This window comes from Streptosporangium pseudovulgare (assembly GCF_014648055.1).
Taxonomy (GTDB): domain Bacteria; phylum Actinomycetota; class Actinomycetes; order Streptosporangiales; family Streptosporangiaceae; genus Streptosporangium; species Streptosporangium pseudovulgare.
The window spans coordinates 28,978-44,186 of the sequence record NZ_BMQJ01000010.1 but is presented as its reverse complement, the minus strand read 5'-3'; the positions used below and the strand labels follow the sequence as shown (position 1 = coordinate 44,186).

At 70.9% G+C, this 15,209-nt stretch carries 19 protein-coding genes and 1 pseudogene; 8 read left to right on the top strand and 12 right to left on the bottom strand.

Going from position 1 to position 15,209, the window contains the following annotated elements; all coding sequences use genetic code 11:
- Positions 1-170: 170 nt before the first annotated feature.
- The 7 genes and pseudogenes from IEZ10_RS40575 to IEZ10_RS20210 all read left to right on the top strand — a co-directional run.
- Positions 171-341, top strand: a pseudogene (locus tag IEZ10_RS40575) (IS110 family transposase); the annotation flags it as partial.
- A 264-nt stretch (positions 342-605) separates the two neighbouring features.
- Positions 606-1,079 (top strand): transposase, encoded by a 474-nt coding sequence (locus IEZ10_RS40570; protein WP_268246343.1) that lies wholly within the window; start codon positions 606-608, stop codon positions 1,077-1,079.
- 337 nt (positions 1,080-1,416) lie between these two features.
- Complete coding sequence (locus IEZ10_RS20230; protein WP_189248073.1) at positions 1,417-1,770, top strand: helix-turn-helix transcriptional regulator; 354 nt, start codon at positions 1,417-1,419, stop codon at positions 1,768-1,770.
- Positions 1,767-2,222 carry a response regulator gene (locus IEZ10_RS20225; RefSeq protein ID WP_189248072.1) on the top strand — a complete coding sequence of 152 codons (456 nt, stop codon included), beginning with the start codon at positions 1,767-1,769 and terminating at the stop codon, positions 2,220-2,222. Before IEZ10_RS20230 ends, IEZ10_RS20225 begins: the two co-directional genes overlap by 4 nt.
- An 18-nt stretch (positions 2,223-2,240) precedes the next feature.
- Positions 2,241-2,588 (top strand): hypothetical protein, encoded by a 348-nt coding sequence (locus tag IEZ10_RS20220; RefSeq protein ID WP_189248071.1) that lies wholly within the window; start codon positions 2,241-2,243, stop codon positions 2,586-2,588.
- Positions 2,589-2,736: 148 nt separating this feature from the next.
- Positions 2,737-2,997, top strand: a complete 261-nt coding sequence (locus IEZ10_RS20215; RefSeq protein ID WP_189248070.1) for a hypothetical protein — start codon at positions 2,737-2,739, stop codon at positions 2,995-2,997.
- Positions 2,998-3,008: 11 nt separating this feature from the next.
- Positions 3,009-3,593 (top strand): HD domain-containing protein, encoded by a 585-nt coding sequence (locus IEZ10_RS20210; protein WP_189248069.1) that lies wholly within the window; start codon positions 3,009-3,011, stop codon positions 3,591-3,593.
- A gap of 61 nt (positions 3,594-3,654) precedes the next feature.
- On the opposite strand, the gene IEZ10_RS39985 is transcribed toward IEZ10_RS20210, so the two are convergent.
- On the bottom strand, positions 3,655-3,786 hold the full coding sequence (locus tag IEZ10_RS39985) for a hypothetical protein (protein WP_268246340.1): 132 nt from the start codon (positions 3,784-3,786) through the stop codon (positions 3,655-3,657).
- Positions 3,787-3,913: 127 nt separating this feature from the next.
- Here IEZ10_RS39985 and IEZ10_RS20205 point away from each other — a divergent pair, with 127 nt between their 5' ends.
- Complete coding sequence (locus tag IEZ10_RS20205) at positions 3,914-4,912, top strand: aldo/keto reductase (RefSeq protein WP_189248068.1); 999 nt, start codon at positions 3,914-3,916, stop codon at positions 4,910-4,912.
- Positions 4,913-5,008: 96 nt separating this feature from the next.
- On the opposite strand, the gene IEZ10_RS20200 is transcribed toward IEZ10_RS20205, so the two are convergent.
- The 11 genes from IEZ10_RS20200 to IEZ10_RS20150 form a co-directional block, all read right to left on the bottom strand.
- Positions 5,009-6,895, bottom strand: coding sequence for an acyl-CoA dehydrogenase (locus tag IEZ10_RS20200; RefSeq protein ID WP_189248067.1), 1,887 nt, complete (start codon positions 6,893-6,895; stop codon positions 5,009-5,011).
- A 179-nt stretch (positions 6,896-7,074) separates the two neighbouring features.
- Positions 7,075-7,614, bottom strand: a complete 540-nt coding sequence (locus IEZ10_RS20195) for a hypothetical protein (protein WP_189248066.1) — start codon at positions 7,612-7,614, stop codon at positions 7,075-7,077.
- Entirely contained in the window at positions 7,614-8,522 is a 909-nt protein-coding gene (locus tag IEZ10_RS20190; RefSeq protein WP_189248278.1) for an alpha/beta hydrolase, read from the bottom strand. Before IEZ10_RS20190 ends, IEZ10_RS20195 begins: the two co-directional genes overlap by 1 nt.
- Positions 8,523-8,578: 56 nt before the next feature.
- Complete coding sequence (locus IEZ10_RS20185) at positions 8,579-9,364, bottom strand: 2-hydroxychromene-2-carboxylate isomerase (protein ID WP_189248065.1); 786 nt, start codon at positions 9,362-9,364, stop codon at positions 8,579-8,581.
- On the bottom strand, positions 9,361-10,098 hold the full coding sequence (fabG, locus tag IEZ10_RS20180; RefSeq protein ID WP_189248064.1) for a 3-oxoacyl-[acyl-carrier-protein] reductase: 738 nt from the start codon (positions 10,096-10,098) through the stop codon (positions 9,361-9,363). Before fabG ends, IEZ10_RS20185 begins: the two co-directional genes overlap by 4 nt.
- A 12-nt stretch (positions 10,099-10,110) precedes the next feature.
- Positions 10,111-10,644, bottom strand: a complete 534-nt coding sequence (locus IEZ10_RS20175; RefSeq protein WP_229811452.1) for a 3-hydroxyacyl-ACP dehydratase FabZ family protein — start codon at positions 10,642-10,644, stop codon at positions 10,111-10,113.
- Positions 10,641-11,081, bottom strand: a complete 441-nt coding sequence (locus IEZ10_RS20170) for a 3-hydroxyacyl-ACP dehydratase FabZ family protein (protein WP_229811451.1) — start codon at positions 11,079-11,081, stop codon at positions 10,641-10,643. Before IEZ10_RS20170 ends, IEZ10_RS20175 begins: the two co-directional genes overlap by 4 nt.
- A complete protein-coding gene (locus IEZ10_RS20165) occupies positions 11,081-11,332 on the bottom strand; it encodes an acyl carrier protein (RefSeq protein WP_189248063.1) in 252 nt (83 codons plus the stop codon). The genes IEZ10_RS20170 and IEZ10_RS20165 overlap by 1 nt, the downstream gene beginning before the upstream one ends.
- A gap of 46 nt (positions 11,333-11,378) precedes the next feature.
- The gene (locus tag IEZ10_RS20160) at positions 11,379-12,836 is read right to left on the bottom strand and encodes an acetyl-CoA carboxylase biotin carboxylase subunit (protein ID WP_229811450.1); all 1,458 of its coding nucleotides are present in this window, start codon (positions 12,834-12,836) and stop codon (positions 11,379-11,381) included.
- 1 nt (position 12,837) lies between these two features.
- Positions 12,838-13,329 carry an acetyl-CoA carboxylase biotin carboxyl carrier protein gene (gene accB / locus IEZ10_RS20155; RefSeq protein WP_189248062.1) on the bottom strand — a complete coding sequence of 164 codons (492 nt, stop codon included), beginning with the start codon at positions 13,327-13,329 and terminating at the stop codon, positions 12,838-12,840.
- Positions 13,322-15,178 (bottom strand): acetyl-CoA carboxylase carboxyltransferase subunit alpha, encoded by a 1,857-nt coding sequence (locus IEZ10_RS20150; RefSeq protein WP_189248061.1) that lies wholly within the window; start codon positions 15,176-15,178, stop codon positions 13,322-13,324. The genes accB and IEZ10_RS20150 overlap by 8 nt, the downstream gene beginning before the upstream one ends.
- Positions 15,179-15,209: the final 31 nt, after the last annotated feature.

Below are 15,209 nucleotides of genomic sequence, written 5' to 3'. Positions count from 1 at the left end.
GGCACCTGACCGGCTACGGCGACCCTGCGGAGTTGAGGGTGGCGATCGAGACCAGCAAGGGCCTGGTCGTCGATCGGCTGCTGGCGGCTGGACACCCGATCGTGCCCATCCACCCGGGCATGTTCACCGCGATGCGGCCCAGGTGGGGAACCTCCTGAGCCAAAACCGACAGCGCCGACGGCTTCATGCTCGCTGACCTGGTTCGCACGGACGGTCAGTTCCTGCGGACCCTTGCCCCGACCGAACCCAAGACGCTGGAGCTTCGGGCGCCGTCTCGGCAGCGCAGTGATCTGGTTGCCACCCGCACCAGCTTGACCAACCAGCTCCGCGCGCTGCTGGAAGCGCACCGGCCGGGCTCGACCCGGTTGTTCAAGAGCATCGATTCGGGCATCTCCCTGGCGTTCTTGGACCGGTTCCCCACCCCTCATGCAGCGGCCACGCTCACCCCGGCCAAGCTGGACACCTTCCTGCGCCGTCAGGGTTACAGCGGAGGCAAGAGCGGTGCCGAACTCCTCCAACGGCTGCGATCCGCGCCGGCGGCCGCCAGCCGGATCAGCCCCGAGATCGTCACCACACCGGTCAACACCCAGGCCAGCCAAGTCCGCGTGATCGCGCAGGCCATCAAGACCCTGGAAGTGACCATCGAACAGGTCCTGCGGGACCACCCCTATGCCGACCTGTTCCAGGCCCTGCCCCGGGTCGGGATCGTCAACATGGCCCAGATCGTCGGTGAAGTCGGCCCGATGCTGGAACGCGGGCTGACCGCCGAGCAGCTCACCGCCGAGGTGGGCATGGCCCCTGTCACCAGAGCCAGCGGCAAGGTGCACACCGTTGGATTCCGGCACGCCGCCAACCGGGCCGCCCGCAAAGCGCTCCATACCTTCGCCGACAACAGTCGGCACGACGATCCATGGACCGCCGACCTCTACCAACGCGCCCGAGATCGGGGTAAGCGGCACCCCCAGACCGTTCGCATCCTTGGCCGTGGCTGGCTACGGATCATGTTCGCCTGCTTCCGTGACGGCACGCCCTACTACCCCGCCGTTCACCACGCCCGGCACCGCGCGAATACCGCGTAAGAGGGGTGCCACCGGAATACGGCTGAAACGGGCCGCGCCGGGACACCTGCTGATCGCTGGTCATCGTCGGCGGTCGGGCCGAAGCGGCACTGGGTGATTCCTTCGCTTCACCGGGTCCAGGGCGGCGCCACGGTGCTTGGTGCGAGCGGGGCCGAGCGAGCAGGGAGGGCCGTGCAGCCCTGCGGAGACGATGCCCGGGACGTCGGCGCTTGTCGTGCCTGGGGCACGGTGGCACCCCAATAGTGACGGAGCACAAATCATGAAATACAATTCGGTAATTGCTCGTCATACGTGGTCGTGTGTGACCACGCCCATGCTGTGAAGGAGGGGGCCGGGAGTGGGGTCGAATGGCAGCACGGCAGATGACAGGAACTGGACGTTCCTGACCAACCACGCCCGGGTCCTGGTGGAGATCGCCCGGCACCCTCACTCCCGCCTGCGTGACATCGCCACGACGGTCGCCATCACCGAACGCGCCGCTCAGGCGATCGTCAACGATCTGGAGCACGCCGGTTACCTCACCCGGACCCGGGTTGGGCGCCGCAACCACTACAGCGTCGACCCCAACCGGCCCTTCCGCCATCCCGCCGACGCCGGCCACAACGTCCAAGCTCTGCTGGCGGTCTTCACCGGAGAAGACCAGAGCAGCGCCTCAGCGGCCCGGTCACCAACAGGTCAGGAGAGCCCATGAGCCAGGCACAGCAGCCTTTGATGCTCCTGGTCATCGAAGACGACCCAGGCGACCAGATGCTGATCGCCGAAGCCTTCGCCGACCAGGCGACCGACCCGGCACCGCAGCTGGTGGTGGTGAGCGACGGCCAGCAAGCCCTCGATGTGCTCTACCAGCGCGGTGCCCACGAGGGTGCCGCGCGTCCCGATCTGGTGCTGCTGGATCTGAACCTGCCCCTCATTGACGGGCGGGCCGTGCTGCAGCACATCAAGGCAGACGAGCACCTGCGGTCGATCCCGGTGGTGGTGTTCACCACCTCCACCCTGGCCGAGGACATCACCAGCACCTATCTGCTGCACGCCAACGCCTACGTTGCCAAGCCGCTGGACTTCGCCGACTTCACCGCCGCGGTCCAGAGCATCAGCGCGTTCTTCACCCGCACCGCTCGCCTGCCCGGCCTGAGCGCCGCATGACCTTCCAGATTCCCCACGATGTCAGGTTCTGAGGCCGGCACGCTGGTCGACGCGGTCCGGCGGCAGCTCAGCCATGCCGGGTACATCGTCGAACCCGCCAAGCTGGCCATCGACGGCGGCGTGGCCGTCCACCACGACCCCGGCCGGGGCGTGGTGGTCGCGTGGGTCAGCGCCGCCGATCTAAGCCAGCTCCACGGCTACCGACAGGTTCATGGGGCGGTGCATCTGGCGCTGCAGGCACTGCTGACCCAGGCCGGCTACACCGTGACCAGCGATCAGCGCACCGGCGAGGTCATCGTCACCGGCTGCCCCACACCACCCCACCCCGAGACAGAAGGCCCTGCCGCCGAAGCCGCGACGACGTAGCCCGATACGGACGGGCCACACCCGCCGGGGCGAGCCGCAAATCGCGGTGAATACGCCCGTTCGTGGGGTGCCACCGGAATACCTGGCCGCCCAATGCGCACCTGAACAGGAGCAACCTACGCAGGAACCCCACCTAGGTTGACTCGAAGTGAAGCCGGATACCTGGCATGGGACCGAACTGTTACGGCACCTGACCGGCAAGCTGTACTCCACCAATCCCTACGCCGACGTAGTCGCTCACACACTGTGGGCACTGGTCATGCTGCGCCCTTCGACGCTGGATCCGCGCACCGCCGACGACCTCAAAGAGGCGGCCACTCGCGTCTTGGAGGAGGCGACCGTATCGCCGCAGTCCCAGCGAGAACTTGAAGCGATCATCTACGCTCTGCGCATGATCCACCGAGGATGAAAGGGGACGGCATGGCAGGGGAACTGGCCAAGGTGACCGATCTGCTGTATGAGATCGGCCTGCTCAAGCGGTACAAGCGCACGGGGTGGCTGGTCGCAGGGGTACGGGATCCAGAGAGCATCGCCGACCACTCCTTCCGCACCGCGATCATCGCCAGCGTGATCACCGCGATGGAAGGCGGCAACCCGGAACGCGCGGCATTCATGAGCCTGTTCCACGACACCCAGGAGACCCGCGTCACCGACATCCCCTACATCGGCAAGCGCTACCTGAAGGCCGCGCCGAACGAGGAGGTCACCGCTGACCAGGTACACGGCATCCCTGAAACCGTCGCACAGATGATCAATGGCGCTGTCGGCGAGTACGAGGAGAAGACGAGCCTGGAGGCCGTCTGTGCCCGAGACGCCGACAAGCTGGAGTGTCTGATCCAGGCCGTCGAGTACCGCGAACAGGGACATCAGAACGTCCAACCATGGATTGACAGCTCCCTTGCCGCGCTCAAGACCGCGTCCGCCAAGCGCCTCGCGGACGAAGCGCTCAACACCGGCTCCCTGGAGTGGATGACGCGTCTCCTGAGCGGGGACCAGGGCACCTGACAGCCCCGACGAGTGGCAGGCCCCGACACCGTTTCCGGTCGCCGCCCCTACGTGTGGGTAGTCAATGCCGGTTCAACGTGATACGGCGCACCCCGTCCATCGGTGACTCAGTCAGGAACAGAAGTGTTTCGGTCAGCCGTCCGGGCCGTCCGGCAGCGCCACCGATCGCTTTTCGGACATCGGCGATCTTCATCCGTTCCACCCGTGACTTTCTGGATACGGCAACGGCCGTAGGGTGAGTCGTCGTTCTCCCCCGTGATCTCCGTCCGGAGCGCCGGTCGTAGGCTGGCTGGCGTAGGGGAATTACGGGAGGTTTCATCATGGAATACGTGCGCCTGGGGTCCACCGGGTTGAAGGTGTCGCGGATCTGCCTGGGCATGATGAGCTACGGCGACCCCGCCCGGGGCAGCGAATGGATCCTGGACGAGGAGGCGGCCGAGCCGATCGTGCGCAAGGCGGCCGAGGCGGGGGTGACGTTCTTCGACACCGCCGACACCTACTCGGCCGGCAGCAGCGAGGAGGTCACCGGCCGCCTGCTGCAGCGGATCTTCGCCCAACGGGACGACTACGTGCTGGCCACCAAGGTCTTCTTCCCCGTCGGCCCGGGTTCCAGGAAGGGCGGTGCCGCCAATGACCGGGGCCTGTCGCGCAAGCACATCATGTCGGCCATCGACGCCTCACTGCGCCGCCTGGGCACCGACTACGTGGACCTGTACCAGATCCACCGCTGGGACCCCGACACCCCGATCGAGGAGACCATGCAGGCGCTGCACGACGTGGTCCGCGCCGGCAAGGCCCGCTACCTCGGCGCCTCCAGCATGAGCGCCTGGCAGTTCGCCAAGGCCCAGCACATCGCCGAGACCAACGGCTGGACAAAGTTCGCATCCATGCAGAATCACTACAACCTTCTTTATCGTGAGGAGGAGCGCGAAATGGTGCCGCTCTGCCTCGACCAGGGCGTGGGGATGATCCCGTGGAGCCCGCTGGCCCGGGGCCTGCTCGCCCGCGCGGGCAGGCAGGAGGAGCGGGGCACCGCGCGCGCCGGGAGCGACCCGCGCATCGGCGCCCTCTACGGCGACGCGGAGAACGACTCCCAGATCCTCGACCGGGTCGCCGAGGTGGCCCGGGAGCGCGGTGTCGCCCCGGCGAGCGTGGCGCTGTCGTGGCTGCTGCGGCAGCCCGGCGTGGCCGCCCCGATCATCGGCGCGACCAGGGCCGGGCACGTCGACGACGCCGTGGCGGCGGTGGAGGTGGACCTGACGGACAAGGAGGTCGGCTTCCTGGCGGAGCCGTACCGTCCGCGCGCCGTCGCTCTCTGACCTCGGGAAACCCGCCTCAGACGCCGGCATCACCCCGGAAGCCCGCTTCTGGGACCGGCATCGCTCCGGAGACCCGCCCCGGGCGTCGGCGTCGCTTCAGAAGCCCGCCTCGGGCACCGACATCAGGAGGTCGTCGGTGGCCGAGGCGGCGGTGAGCTGGGCGGTGACGTTCGGCAGGACGGTGCGGGCGAACCAACGGGCGGTCGCGACCTTCCCCTCGTAGAAGGGCCTGTCCTCGGTGCGGGCGGCGGGCAGGGCGGCGGTGGCGACCTCCGCCTGCCGCAGGAGGAGCCAGGCGACCAGGACGTCGCCGAAGGCGTGCAGGAAGCGGGTGGTGTTCTCTCCGACGAGGTACATCGCCTCCGGACGGCCGGGGGTCTCGGTGAGATGGCCGACCATCAGGCCGAGCAGGGCTCGTAGCTCCTCCAGTGCCTTGGCGAGCAGGGCACGTTCGTGCCCCTCCCCCGCGGCACGCCCGGGCCCCTCCCCCGCGGCGTGTCCGGAGTCACGGTCGGCGGCGAACCGGGCCACCTCCTCGCAGAGGGAGTGGAACGCGGCCCCCTGGTCGCGGACGATCTTGCGGAAGAACAGGTCCATCGACTGGATGGCGGTGGTGCCCTCGTACAGGCTGTCGATGCGGGCGTCGCGCACGTACTGCTCCAGCGGGTGGTCCTGGAGGTATCCGGAGCCGCCGAGGATCTGCAGGGCGTGCATGAGCTGCTCGGAGGAGCGTTCGGCGCCGTAGCCCTTGATGACCGGGAGCAGCAGGTCGTTGCGCGCGGCGGCGGCCTCGTCCGTCGTCCCGGCCGCCGCGGCGAGGGCGACCCGTTCCTGGCAGGTCGCGGCGAGGGCGACGAGGGCGCGCAGGCCCTCGGCGTACGCCTTCTGGGTGAGGAGGCTGCGGCGGACCTCGGGGTGGTGCAGGATCGTGACACGAGGGGCGGTCTTGTCCGTCATCCGGGTGATGTCGGCCCCCTGGACGCGGATCCGGGCGAACTCCAGCGCGGTGCGGTAGCCGGTGGACAGGGTGGCGATCGCCTTGGTGCCGACGGTCATGCGGGCGTTCTCGATGATGAGGAACATCTGCGCGATGCCGTCGTGGACCTCGCCGAGGAGCCAGCCGACCGCGGGCCGTTCGGCGCCGAACACCAGCTCGCAGGTGGTGGACGCCTTGAGGCCCATCTTGTGCTCGACGGAGGTGGCGTGGACGCCGTTGCGGGCGCCGAGTTCGCCGGTGTCCCAGTCGAAGTGGTACTTGGGGACGAGGAACAGCGACAGCCCCTTGGTGCCGGGGCGGGCTCCCTCCGGGCGGGCGAGGACGAAGTGCACGATGTTGTCGGCGAGGTCGTGCTCGCCGCCGGTGATGAACCGCTTGACGCCCTCGATGTGCCAGGTGCCGTCGTCCTGCCGTGCGGCCCTGGTACGGCCGGCACCGACGTCGGAGCCGGCGTCCGGCTCGGTGAGGACCATCGTGGCGCCCCACTGCCTGTCCACCAGGAGCCGGGCGATCTTCCGCTGCTCGGGCGTTCCCCGTTCCTGGATGAGCCGGGCGAAGTTCGTGGCGGCGGCGTAGAGGAAGACCGCGGGGTTGGCGCCGAGGACGAGTTCGGCGACGGCCCACAGGAGACGGGGCGGCGCGGGGGTGCCGCCGAGTTCCGGGGGGAGGCCGAGCCGCCACCACTGCGCGTCGCGGTAGGCCCGGAACGACTCGGCGAACGCCTTCGGTACGGTGACCTCGCGCGTCTCCGGGTGGTAGACCGGCGGTTCGCGGTCGGCGTCGGTGAAGGAGGCCGCCACCTCGTTCTCCGCCAGGCGGGCCACCTCGGTCAGGATGTGCCGCGCCGTGTCGGCGTCCACGTCGGAGAACGGGCCGGCGCCGAACGGCGACGCCTCGCCGGGCACCTCGGAGCCGGGTGTCCTGGCGCCGAACATCTCGAAGAGAACGAATTCGAGATCGCGGAGATTTGCCCTGTAGTGGGTCATAAATCCGGATCTTAGGGACCGGGCACGCCCCCGAGGCGGAGATGTCAGCTAGCTGCCACCGCGGACTCGGTGGGCTCCACAAGCCCCGCGGACCCGGTGAACCTCGCGGGCTCGGCGGGCTCCGGACCGGGTGGGCTCCGCGGGCCCGGCGAGTTCAGGACCCGATGGGCTCGGCGGGCTCAGCGGGTGGCGGCGTGCCGTTCCGCCAGGGTCCGGAAGGTCAGGAGCTGTTTGCGCATCATGAGCAGGTCCCCCCAGGCCAGGGCGCGGCGGCGCGCCTCGTTCAGCGTCCCCCGTTCGGCGCCGAGCAGGGCCTTGACCACCAGGCGGGTGACGCCGGAGTCGTCCGTACGGACGTCGTAGGTGAGGGCGAGGTCGCCGAAGAGCCGGCGGCCGGGTCCGGGGAGCATCCGCAGGGTCATGTCCCGGCCGGGGGTGAAGGAGACCAGCTCGAAGATGGTCATGACCCGCTGGCCGGCCGCCAGGTCCTCCACGCCCGGGGTGAGGACGCGGGGACTCCTGCGGCCGAGGTTGTCCAGGAGGTCGTAGCTGTAGGGGGCGACGCGCATCTGGCAGAGCCAGCGGTAGACGGCCTCCGGCGGGGCCTGGACCGAGACCGCGCGGAACCATGTGCCGCCGGGGGCCGGGATGCAGTCGTCGCAGGGGTAGCGGCGAGCGGTCTCCTCGGGGCGGACGCCCCAGTGGGTGGGCAGCGCCATCAGCCGAACGCCCCCTTGAGGAACGACAGCACCGTCTCCCGGTAGACCTCCGGGGCGGCCTTGACCCCCTGCAGGTGCTGCGCGCCGGGGATCACGTGGTACTCCGCGTGGGGGTAGGTGCGGGCGAGGGCCTCGACGTGCTCGGCGGGGACGATGCCGTCCTCTTCGCCCGCCAGGAACAGCAGCTTCGTGTCGGCGTAGCGTTCGGCCGGCGGGGGCCATTCGGCGCGGACCATGGCGGCGCCGAGGCCGGCGAAGACGGGGCCGACCAGGGATCTGGCGGGCCGGGCGAGGAACGGCGCCGGGATCGGCATGGCGCCGGTGTCGAGGAAGTTGCGGAACAGCGGCCCGGTGTCGATGGCGGGACCGCTGTCGCAGATGATCGCGGTGACGGGGGTGTCGCCGCGCATCGGGACGTACAGCACCGGAAACGTGGAGAAAGAAAAACCGAAAAGCGCGAACCGGGCGTCACGATGAATGGGGTCGGTGCGGAGGTGCGCGGCGATCGCGGCGATGTCCGAGGTGAAACGGGCGCTGAGCCCGAAAGCCGACCGGTCCTGGGTGCTGCCGCCGTGGTTGCGGTGGTCGAAGAGAACGACCGTGTATCCCGCGTCGTGGAGGAATTTCGCGTGCGGCAGGCTGGCGGACTTGCTCAGGCCGATGCCGTGGCCGACGATCACGACCCGTTCCGGATCGCCTTCGCACACCCACAGGTGGAGCGAGCCCCGGCGATCCGGAAGCGGGATGACGGCCTCCGTGCTCGGGAGGGCGAAGTCGGCGGGTGAGCGGTGGTGCCTGCGTCGCGGTGGGTGATAAATCCGATATGCCAGAAATGCGCCAAAGAACGGTGCGACCGGCGTGAGAAGCACCGATGCGGAAAGAACGGCAAGGCTGGATTTTCTGGGCATCTTATTCCTTCTGCGAAACAAGCCATATCCGCCGCGGACAGCGTAACAACGGAAAGTCAGCCGCACCCGCCCGCGTGACCCAAGTCACTGCCGCGGACCTCGGCGGAGACGTCGGGCCATGACTCCGCGGCCTCATCGGGACCATCGGCCCGATCAGCCCCGCTCGCCCGATCGGCTCGATCAGTCCGATCCACCTGATCCGCCCCGCTCACTCGATCCGCCCGGTCGGTCCGGTCGGCCAGGTCCGACCGATCCGCTCGTTCCGCCCGGACGGAGGCGGCGAACGCCGCCAGGCGGTCCACGCCCCAGAACTTCTCCCGCCCGTGGATGAAGAACGGCACGCCGAACACGCCGTCCCGGTAGACGTCGAGCAGCGCCGCGACGGCCGCCTCCTCCGCGGGGGCGGTCGTGTCGACGCCGAGCTCCGCGCCGATCTCCGCGATCACCTCCGGGTCACACACGTTCCGTCCCCCCTGCCACCGGGCCCGCTGGACCGCCTCGACGTACCGCCGGCCGAGACCGGCCTCGGCGGCGGCGAAGTACGGCAGGTGCGCGACCTCCCACACCGGGTTCCTGTCGACGGGCCACGCCACCGTCAGGCCCCGCGCCGTGGCGAGCCTGCGGACGTCCTGGAGGACGTAGAGGTGCTTCTCCTTCGACATGGGGGTGTAGGGGAACCGCCCGCCCGCCTCCCGCAGGCGGGCCTCGTACGCCTCGGACGGCTCCCAGAACGGGCGCCACTCCATGGCGTCCGCCACGTCCGGGTAGCGCGAGAACAGGTCGTGGCGGGCGAGCCAGGAGTAGGGGCTGCGCAGCGAGAAGTAGCCGACGACCCGCTTCACAGCACGATCCCGCCGTCGATCTGCATGACCGCGCCGGTGACGTAGGCGGCCCGGTCGGAGACCAGGTAGGACACCATGTCGGCGATCTCCTCGGCCCGGCCGAGCCGGCCGAGCGGGATGTTCTTCAGGGCCGCCTCCCTGACCTTGTCCGGCAGGCCGGCGGTCATGTCGGTCTCGATGAACCCGGGCGCCACCACGTTCACCCGGATGCCGTAGCGCCCGACCTCCTTGGCCAGGGCCCGGCTGAAACCGATGATCCCCGCCTTGGACGCCGAGTAGTTCGACTGCGTGGGGTTGCCGTGGACGCCCGCCACCGACGAGATGTTGACGATGCTGCCGGAGCGGCGCTTCATCATCTCGAACACCACCGAGCGGCACGCGTTGAACGTGCCGTCGAGGTTGGTGCCGATCACGCTGTTCCAGTCCTCCTCGCTCATCATCATGAGCGGGTTGTCTCGCACGATGCCCGCGGAGGTGACCAGGACGTCGACGGCGCCGAGGCGCTCGGTGACGACCGACACCAGTTCGCGCACGGCGGCGTGGTCGGCCACGTCGCACTGCCACGCCAGGGCGCGCACCCCCAGCTCGCCGATCTCCTTCTCCAACTCCCCGGCCTTGTCCGGGCTGGAGCGGTGGCAGAAGGCGACGTCGAAGCCGTCCCGGGCCAGCCGCAGGACGGTGGCGCGGCCTATCCCCCGCGATCCCCCGGTGACCAGGGCGATTCGATTCGGCACGGTCTTCCTCCTCTACCGGCTCTGCCGGTCGTGCGGGGACAGTTCCTCGGCGGGCCGCATCGCCATCACGACGCGGCCGACGCGCAGTACGGGTTCGCCGCCGACGAGGCTCTCCCCCTCGAACAGAACGGTGTCGCTGAGCGCGCGCATCAGCCGTACGCGGTGCTCCAGCACGTCTCCGGGCAGTACCGGGGCGGAGAACTCGATGTCCGCCATGCCGCCGAAGAGCATCACCTGGCCGCTGAGCACGTCCGGGTTGGGCTCGGCCCAGGCGACCAGCACGCCCGCGGCCTGGCACCAGGACTCCACCAGCAGCGTCCGCGGGTAGGCGGGGTCGGCGTCGTCGGCGAGGTCCCGGTACCACGGCTCGTTGGCCGTCACCGCCTTGTACGCGGTGAGCCCGACCCCGGGCACCAGGTCGGTGACCCGGTCCACCAGGAGCATCGGGTAGCGGTGCGGCAGCACCCTCTTGATGTCCGCGAGGCCCAGGGCGGCGGTCGCGGCGGTGAGCGCGATCATCCGGTCCTCGTTCTCCACCGTGGTCATCGGTCCTCCACGACGCGGTAGCGCAGCCGCACCTGGGCGGCCGGGCCCCGGGTGGTGCGCACCTTGGCCCGGTGGATCCAGCCGTCCCCGTCGGCCGCCCAGTCGGCCTCGGAGCGGACCGTGTCGCCGGGGAGGACGGGGCTCTGGAACCGGGTGGACTGCACCGCCACCAGGTCCAGGCGGACGCCCGGCACCGGCGGCGCGGCCTGGGCGCCCAGGTGGACGCACTCCACCACGCAGACGCCCGGGAAGATCGGGAACCCCGGGTAGTGGCCGGGGAAGACCTGCTGGCCGGCGTCGGCCTCGACCTCGGTGACGGCGCGGGAGCCGGTGTGCTCCAGCACCGTGACCGGCCCGGTGACCGGGCTGACGGCCGACCCGGTGACCGGACTGACGGCCGGGCCGCCAGTCCGGCCGTCGATGTCGGGCGCGGCCATCAGGCGGCCTTCAGCTTCTCGGTGATCAGGTCGTACGCCTTGGTGAGGTTCGTGACCTCGCGCAGCTCCGATTCGGCGATCTTGACGCCGTACTTCTTCTCCAGAACGACCATGACCTCCAGGGCCATCAGCGAGTCGACGCCGAGGTCCTCGATGAAGTCGACGTCGTCGGTGACCTCGTCGACGTCGACGTCGAGCACGTCGGCGACGGTGGTGCGCAGGTCCTCACGGTCCAGGGTGGCAGTGGACATGGGAAATCCTCCGGGTTCGAGAGAGTTTCGAGAGATGGGTGAGGGTTCAGAGGACCGACTCGACGATGTCGAGCCGGTAGTCCCCGGCGCGGAAGCGCTCATCGCGGACCAGCCGCCGGTGGAAGTCCACGTTGGTCCGCACGCCGGAGCAGGAGAACTCGTCCAGGGCGCGGCCGAGCCGGCGCAGGGCCAGCTCCCGGGTCGGCGCCGAGACGATCACCTTGGCGAGCAGGGAGTCGTAGTAGGGGGGCACGACGTATCCGCCGTAGGCGTGGGTGTCCACCCGGACACCGGGGCCGCCGGGCAGCACGAGCCGGTCGATGGCCCCGGCCGAGCCGGCCCAGCCGGCTGAGGGGTCCTCGGCGTTGATCCGCGCCTCGATCGAGTGGCCCGCGGGCACGATGTCGGCCTGGGACACGGTGAGCCGTTCGCCCGCGGCCACCCGGATCATCCACTGCACGACGTCGACCCCGGTGCGCTCCTCGGTCACCGGGTGCTCCACCTGCAGGCGGGTGTTCATCTCGATGAAGTACGGCCGGCCGGCGCCGTCCACGAGGAACTCGAAGGTGCCGGCGCTGACGTAGCCGATCGCCTCGGCCCCGGCCACCGCCGCCTCGCACAGCGCGGCGCGGCCGGCGTCGTCGAGGAACGGCGAGGGCGACTCCTCCACCAGCTTCTGCTGCCTGCGCTGCACCGAGCAGTCGCGTTCGCCGAGGTGGACGATGGAGCCGTGGGCGTCGCCGAGCACCTGCACCTCGACGTGCCGGGCGGCGGAGACGAACTTCTCCAGGTAGACGCGCTCGTCGTGGAACAGGGTGCGTGCGGCGGCGACCGTGGACCGGTAGGCCTCCGGCAGGTCGTCGGGGTCGTGCACGATGGCGATGCCGCGCCCGCCGCCGCCCGCGGCGGCCTTGACGACCACCGGGTAGCCGATCTCGGCGGCGATCCGGGCGGCGTCCCGCGCCGAGGCGACGGGGCCGTCCGAGCCGGGGAGCACGGGCACCCCGGCGTCGCGCATCGCGGCCCTGGCGGTGATCTTGTCGCCCATCAGCGCGATCAGCTCGGCGGGCGGGCCGATGAACCGCACGCCCGCCTCGGCGCACGCCCTGGCGAACACGGCGTTCTCCGACAGGAAGCCGTAGCCGGGGTGGACGGCGTCGGCGCCGGTGCGGGCACACGCGTAGAGGATCGCCGGGATGTTCAGGTAGCTGCGCGCCGAGGGGCCGGGTCCGACGCACACCGCCTCGTCGGCGAGGCGCACGGCCAGGCTGTCGCGGTCGGCGGTGGAGTGCGCGACCACCGCGCGGATCCCGAGGTCCCTGCAGGCCCGCACGATCCGCACGGCGATCTCGCCGCGGTTGCACACCATGACGGTGCCGATCGGGTTCCCGTCCGTGCCGGCCCGTACGTCGGTCCGTACATCCGCCCGCACGTCCGCCTGTGCGTCGGCCCGCACGTCGGTCCGGCTGCCGGCCCGCGTGCCGGTTCGTGTGTCGGCCCGCATGTCAGCCCGCCCCGAGCAGGAACATCGGCTGGTCGTACTCGACGACGTCGCCGTCCTCGGCCAGGATCTCCAGCACGACGCCCGCGCGGTCGGCGGTGACCGGGTTCATCATCTTCATCGCCTCGACGATGCCGAGCTGCCTGCCCTTCTCGACCGGGGTGCCGACGTCGACGAACGGCGGCTCGCCGGGGGCGGGGCGGCGGTAGAAGACCCCGACCAGCGGCGCCCGCACCTCGGTGCCGGCGGGCGCCGCCGGGGCCACCGGGTTCACCGGGTTCGCCGGAGCCGCCGGGGTCGCGGCGGGGACCGCCACGGCCGGCGGGGCCGCGTCCGTCACGGCGAGGGCCTGCGCGGCGACGGCGGGCAGGGCGTTCTCGATCTCGACGCGGAACGCGCCGGACTCGACCCGCAGGCTGCGGACAGAGGTGGCGTGCACGAGTTCGACCAGTTCGCGGACCTGCTCGACGAGCCGGCCCGGGTTGTGCTCAGACATTGGCGTTCTCCACGATGTCGGACGTCGGCTCCCGCCCGGTGTCCCCGGTGTCCCCGGTGTCCCCGGTGTCCCCGGCGTCCTCGGTGTCCCCGGCGTCCGGGGTGCCCGGGGTGCCCGGGGTGCCCGGGGTGTTCCCGGCGGGCAGGAGCGCGGCGTCCGGGCCGGGCAGGGTCATCGACCCGAACGACCGCAGGCGGCGGTAACGCGCCGCCACCAGGTCGTCGGGGGCGACGGGCAGCAGTTCGCCGAGGGCGCGGCGCAGGGCCTCGGCGATGGCGGCGGCGGCCGCGTCGGGGTCGGTGTGCGCGCCACCGTCGGGCTCGGGCACCAATTCGTCGGCCACGCCGAGCCGGTGGACCTGCGGCGCGCCCATCCGCAGCGCGCGGGCGGCGTCGGGCGCCCGGCCCGCGTCGCCGAACAGGATCGTGGCGCAGCCCTCGGGGCTGATGACGGAGTAGACCGCGTTCTGCTGCATGAGCAGCCGGTCGCCGGTGGCCAGGGCCAGCGCGCCGCCGCTGCCCCCCTCGCCGGTGACCACGGTGACGATCGGCACGCGCAGCCCCGCGGAGAGCACCAGCGTCTCGGCGATCGCGCCGCTCTGGTTGTCCTCCTCCGCCTTCGCGCCGGGGTAGGCGCCGGGGGTGTCCACCAGGGTCACCACGGGCACGCCGAACCGTTCGGCCAGCGTCATCAGGCGCATGGCCTTGCGGTAGCCGTGCGGGTGCGGCATGCCGAAGTTGCGGCGCACGTTCTCCGGGGTGTCGCGTCCCTTGCAGTGCGCGACGACCACCACGGGCGCGTCGTCGAGCCAGGCGAGCCCGCCCACCACGGCCTCGTCGTCGCCGGACCAGCGGTCCCCGGACAGCGGGACGAACCGGGTGAAGATCCGCTCGATGTAGGCGAGGGCGTTGGGCCGGGCGGGATGGCGGGCCAGCCGTACGGCCTCCCAGGGATCGGTCTCCCCGGCGGTCTCCGGCGCGGGCCCGGCGCGTCCGGCGGACGCGGGACTTCTTCCGGCCGCGGCGTGGAAGGCGACGAGGTCGCGCAGGGTCAGCTCCAGCTCCGGCCGGGTGAGGACCATGTCCAGGTGGCCGTGTTCGTGCAGGAAGCCCGCGGTCTGGAACCGGTCGGGCAGCTTCTGGCGGATCGTCTGCTCGATGACCTGCCGGCCCGCGAACCCGGCGCGGGTGCCGGTCTCGGCGATGATCACGTCTCCGAGGGCGGCGAAGCTGGCGGACACGCCGCCGTACACGGGGTCGGTCAGCACGCTGACGAACGGCACGCCGGCGGCGCGCATCCGGCCGACGGCGGCCGCGGTCTTGGACATCTGCAGCAGCGACAGGACGCCCTCCTGCATCCGCGCGCCGCCGGAGGCCGCCACCGTGATCAGCGGGATCCGGCCCGCCGCGGCCAGCTCGGCGGCGTAGGCGATCTTCTCTCCGACGACCGAGCCCATGCTGCCGCCGAGGAAGGCGAAGTCCAGTACGGCGAGCACGACGGGGTTGCCGCCCATCAGCGCGGTGCCGACCACGGCGGCCTCGTCCTCGCCGGTGTTCTTCCGGGCGCGGGCCAGCCGGTCGGTGTAGGGGAGCCGGTCGGTGAACTCCAGCGGGTCACCGCCGGCGGCGTCGGCGTGGTGCTCGTCGAACGACCCGGGGTCGGCGAGCCGGGCGATGCGCTCCCGCGCCCCGATCCTGCCGTGGTGCCCGCACTCGGGGCACACGCCGGCCGCGTTGCGCAGCCTGCCGTCGTGCAGTACGGCGCCGCACCCGCGGCACGCCGTCCACGTCCCGTCGGGCAGTGCCGTGATGCGCGTCAGGATCGCCTGACCTTGACGGTTGAGGACCATCGGACCTCCTCTCATGTGTTCGGCCGCCGCA

Bases quoted from the DNA above. Each gene is read 5' to 3' on its own strand.
- IEZ10_RS20225 (WP_189248072.1), top strand. From the start codon at position 1,767: ATGAGCCAGGCACAGCAGCCTTTGATGCTCCTGGTCATCGAAGACGAC.
- IEZ10_RS20220 (WP_189248071.1), top strand. From the start codon at position 2,241: ATGTCAGGTTCTGAGGCCGGCACGCTGGTCGACGCGGTCCGGCGGCAG.
- IEZ10_RS20210 (WP_189248069.1), top strand. From the start codon at position 3,009: ATGGCAGGGGAACTGGCCAAGGTGACCGATCTGCTGTATGAGATCGGC.
- IEZ10_RS39985 (WP_268246340.1), bottom strand. From the start codon at position 3,786: ATGAAGATCGCCGATGTCCGAAAAGCGATCGGTGGCGCTGCCGGACGG.
- IEZ10_RS20205 (WP_189248068.1), top strand. From the start codon at position 3,914: ATGGAATACGTGCGCCTGGGGTCCACCGGGTTGAAGGTGTCGCGGATC.
- IEZ10_RS20200 (WP_189248067.1), bottom strand. From the start codon at position 6,895: ATGACCCACTACAGGGCAAATCTCCGCGATCTCGAATTCGTTCTCTTC.
- IEZ10_RS20195 (WP_189248066.1), bottom strand. From the start codon at position 7,614: ATGGCGCTGCCCACCCACTGGGGCGTCCGCCCCGAGGAGACCGCTCGC.
- IEZ10_RS20190 (WP_189248278.1), bottom strand. From the start codon at position 8,522: ATGCCCAGAAAATCCAGCCTTGCCGTTCTTTCCGCATCGGTGCTTCTC.
- IEZ10_RS20175 (WP_229811452.1), bottom strand. From the start codon at position 10,644: ATGACCACGGTGGAGAACGAGGACCGGATGATCGCGCTCACCGCCGCG.
- IEZ10_RS20170 (WP_229811451.1), bottom strand. From the start codon at position 11,081: ATGGCCGCGCCCGACATCGACGGCCGGACTGGCGGCCCGGCCGTCAGT.
- IEZ10_RS20165 (WP_189248063.1), bottom strand. From the start codon at position 11,332: ATGTCCACTGCCACCCTGGACCGTGAGGACCTGCGCACCACCGTCGCC.
- IEZ10_RS20160 (WP_229811450.1), bottom strand. From the start codon at position 12,836: ATGCGGGCCGACACACGAACCGGCACGCGGGCCGGCAGCCGGACCGAC.
- accB (WP_189248062.1), bottom strand. From the start codon at position 13,329: ATGTCTGAGCACAACCCGGGCCGGCTCGTCGAGCAGGTCCGCGAACTG.
- IEZ10_RS20150 (WP_189248061.1), bottom strand. From the start codon at position 15,178: ATGGTCCTCAACCGTCAAGGTCAGGCGATCCTGACGCGCATCACGGCA.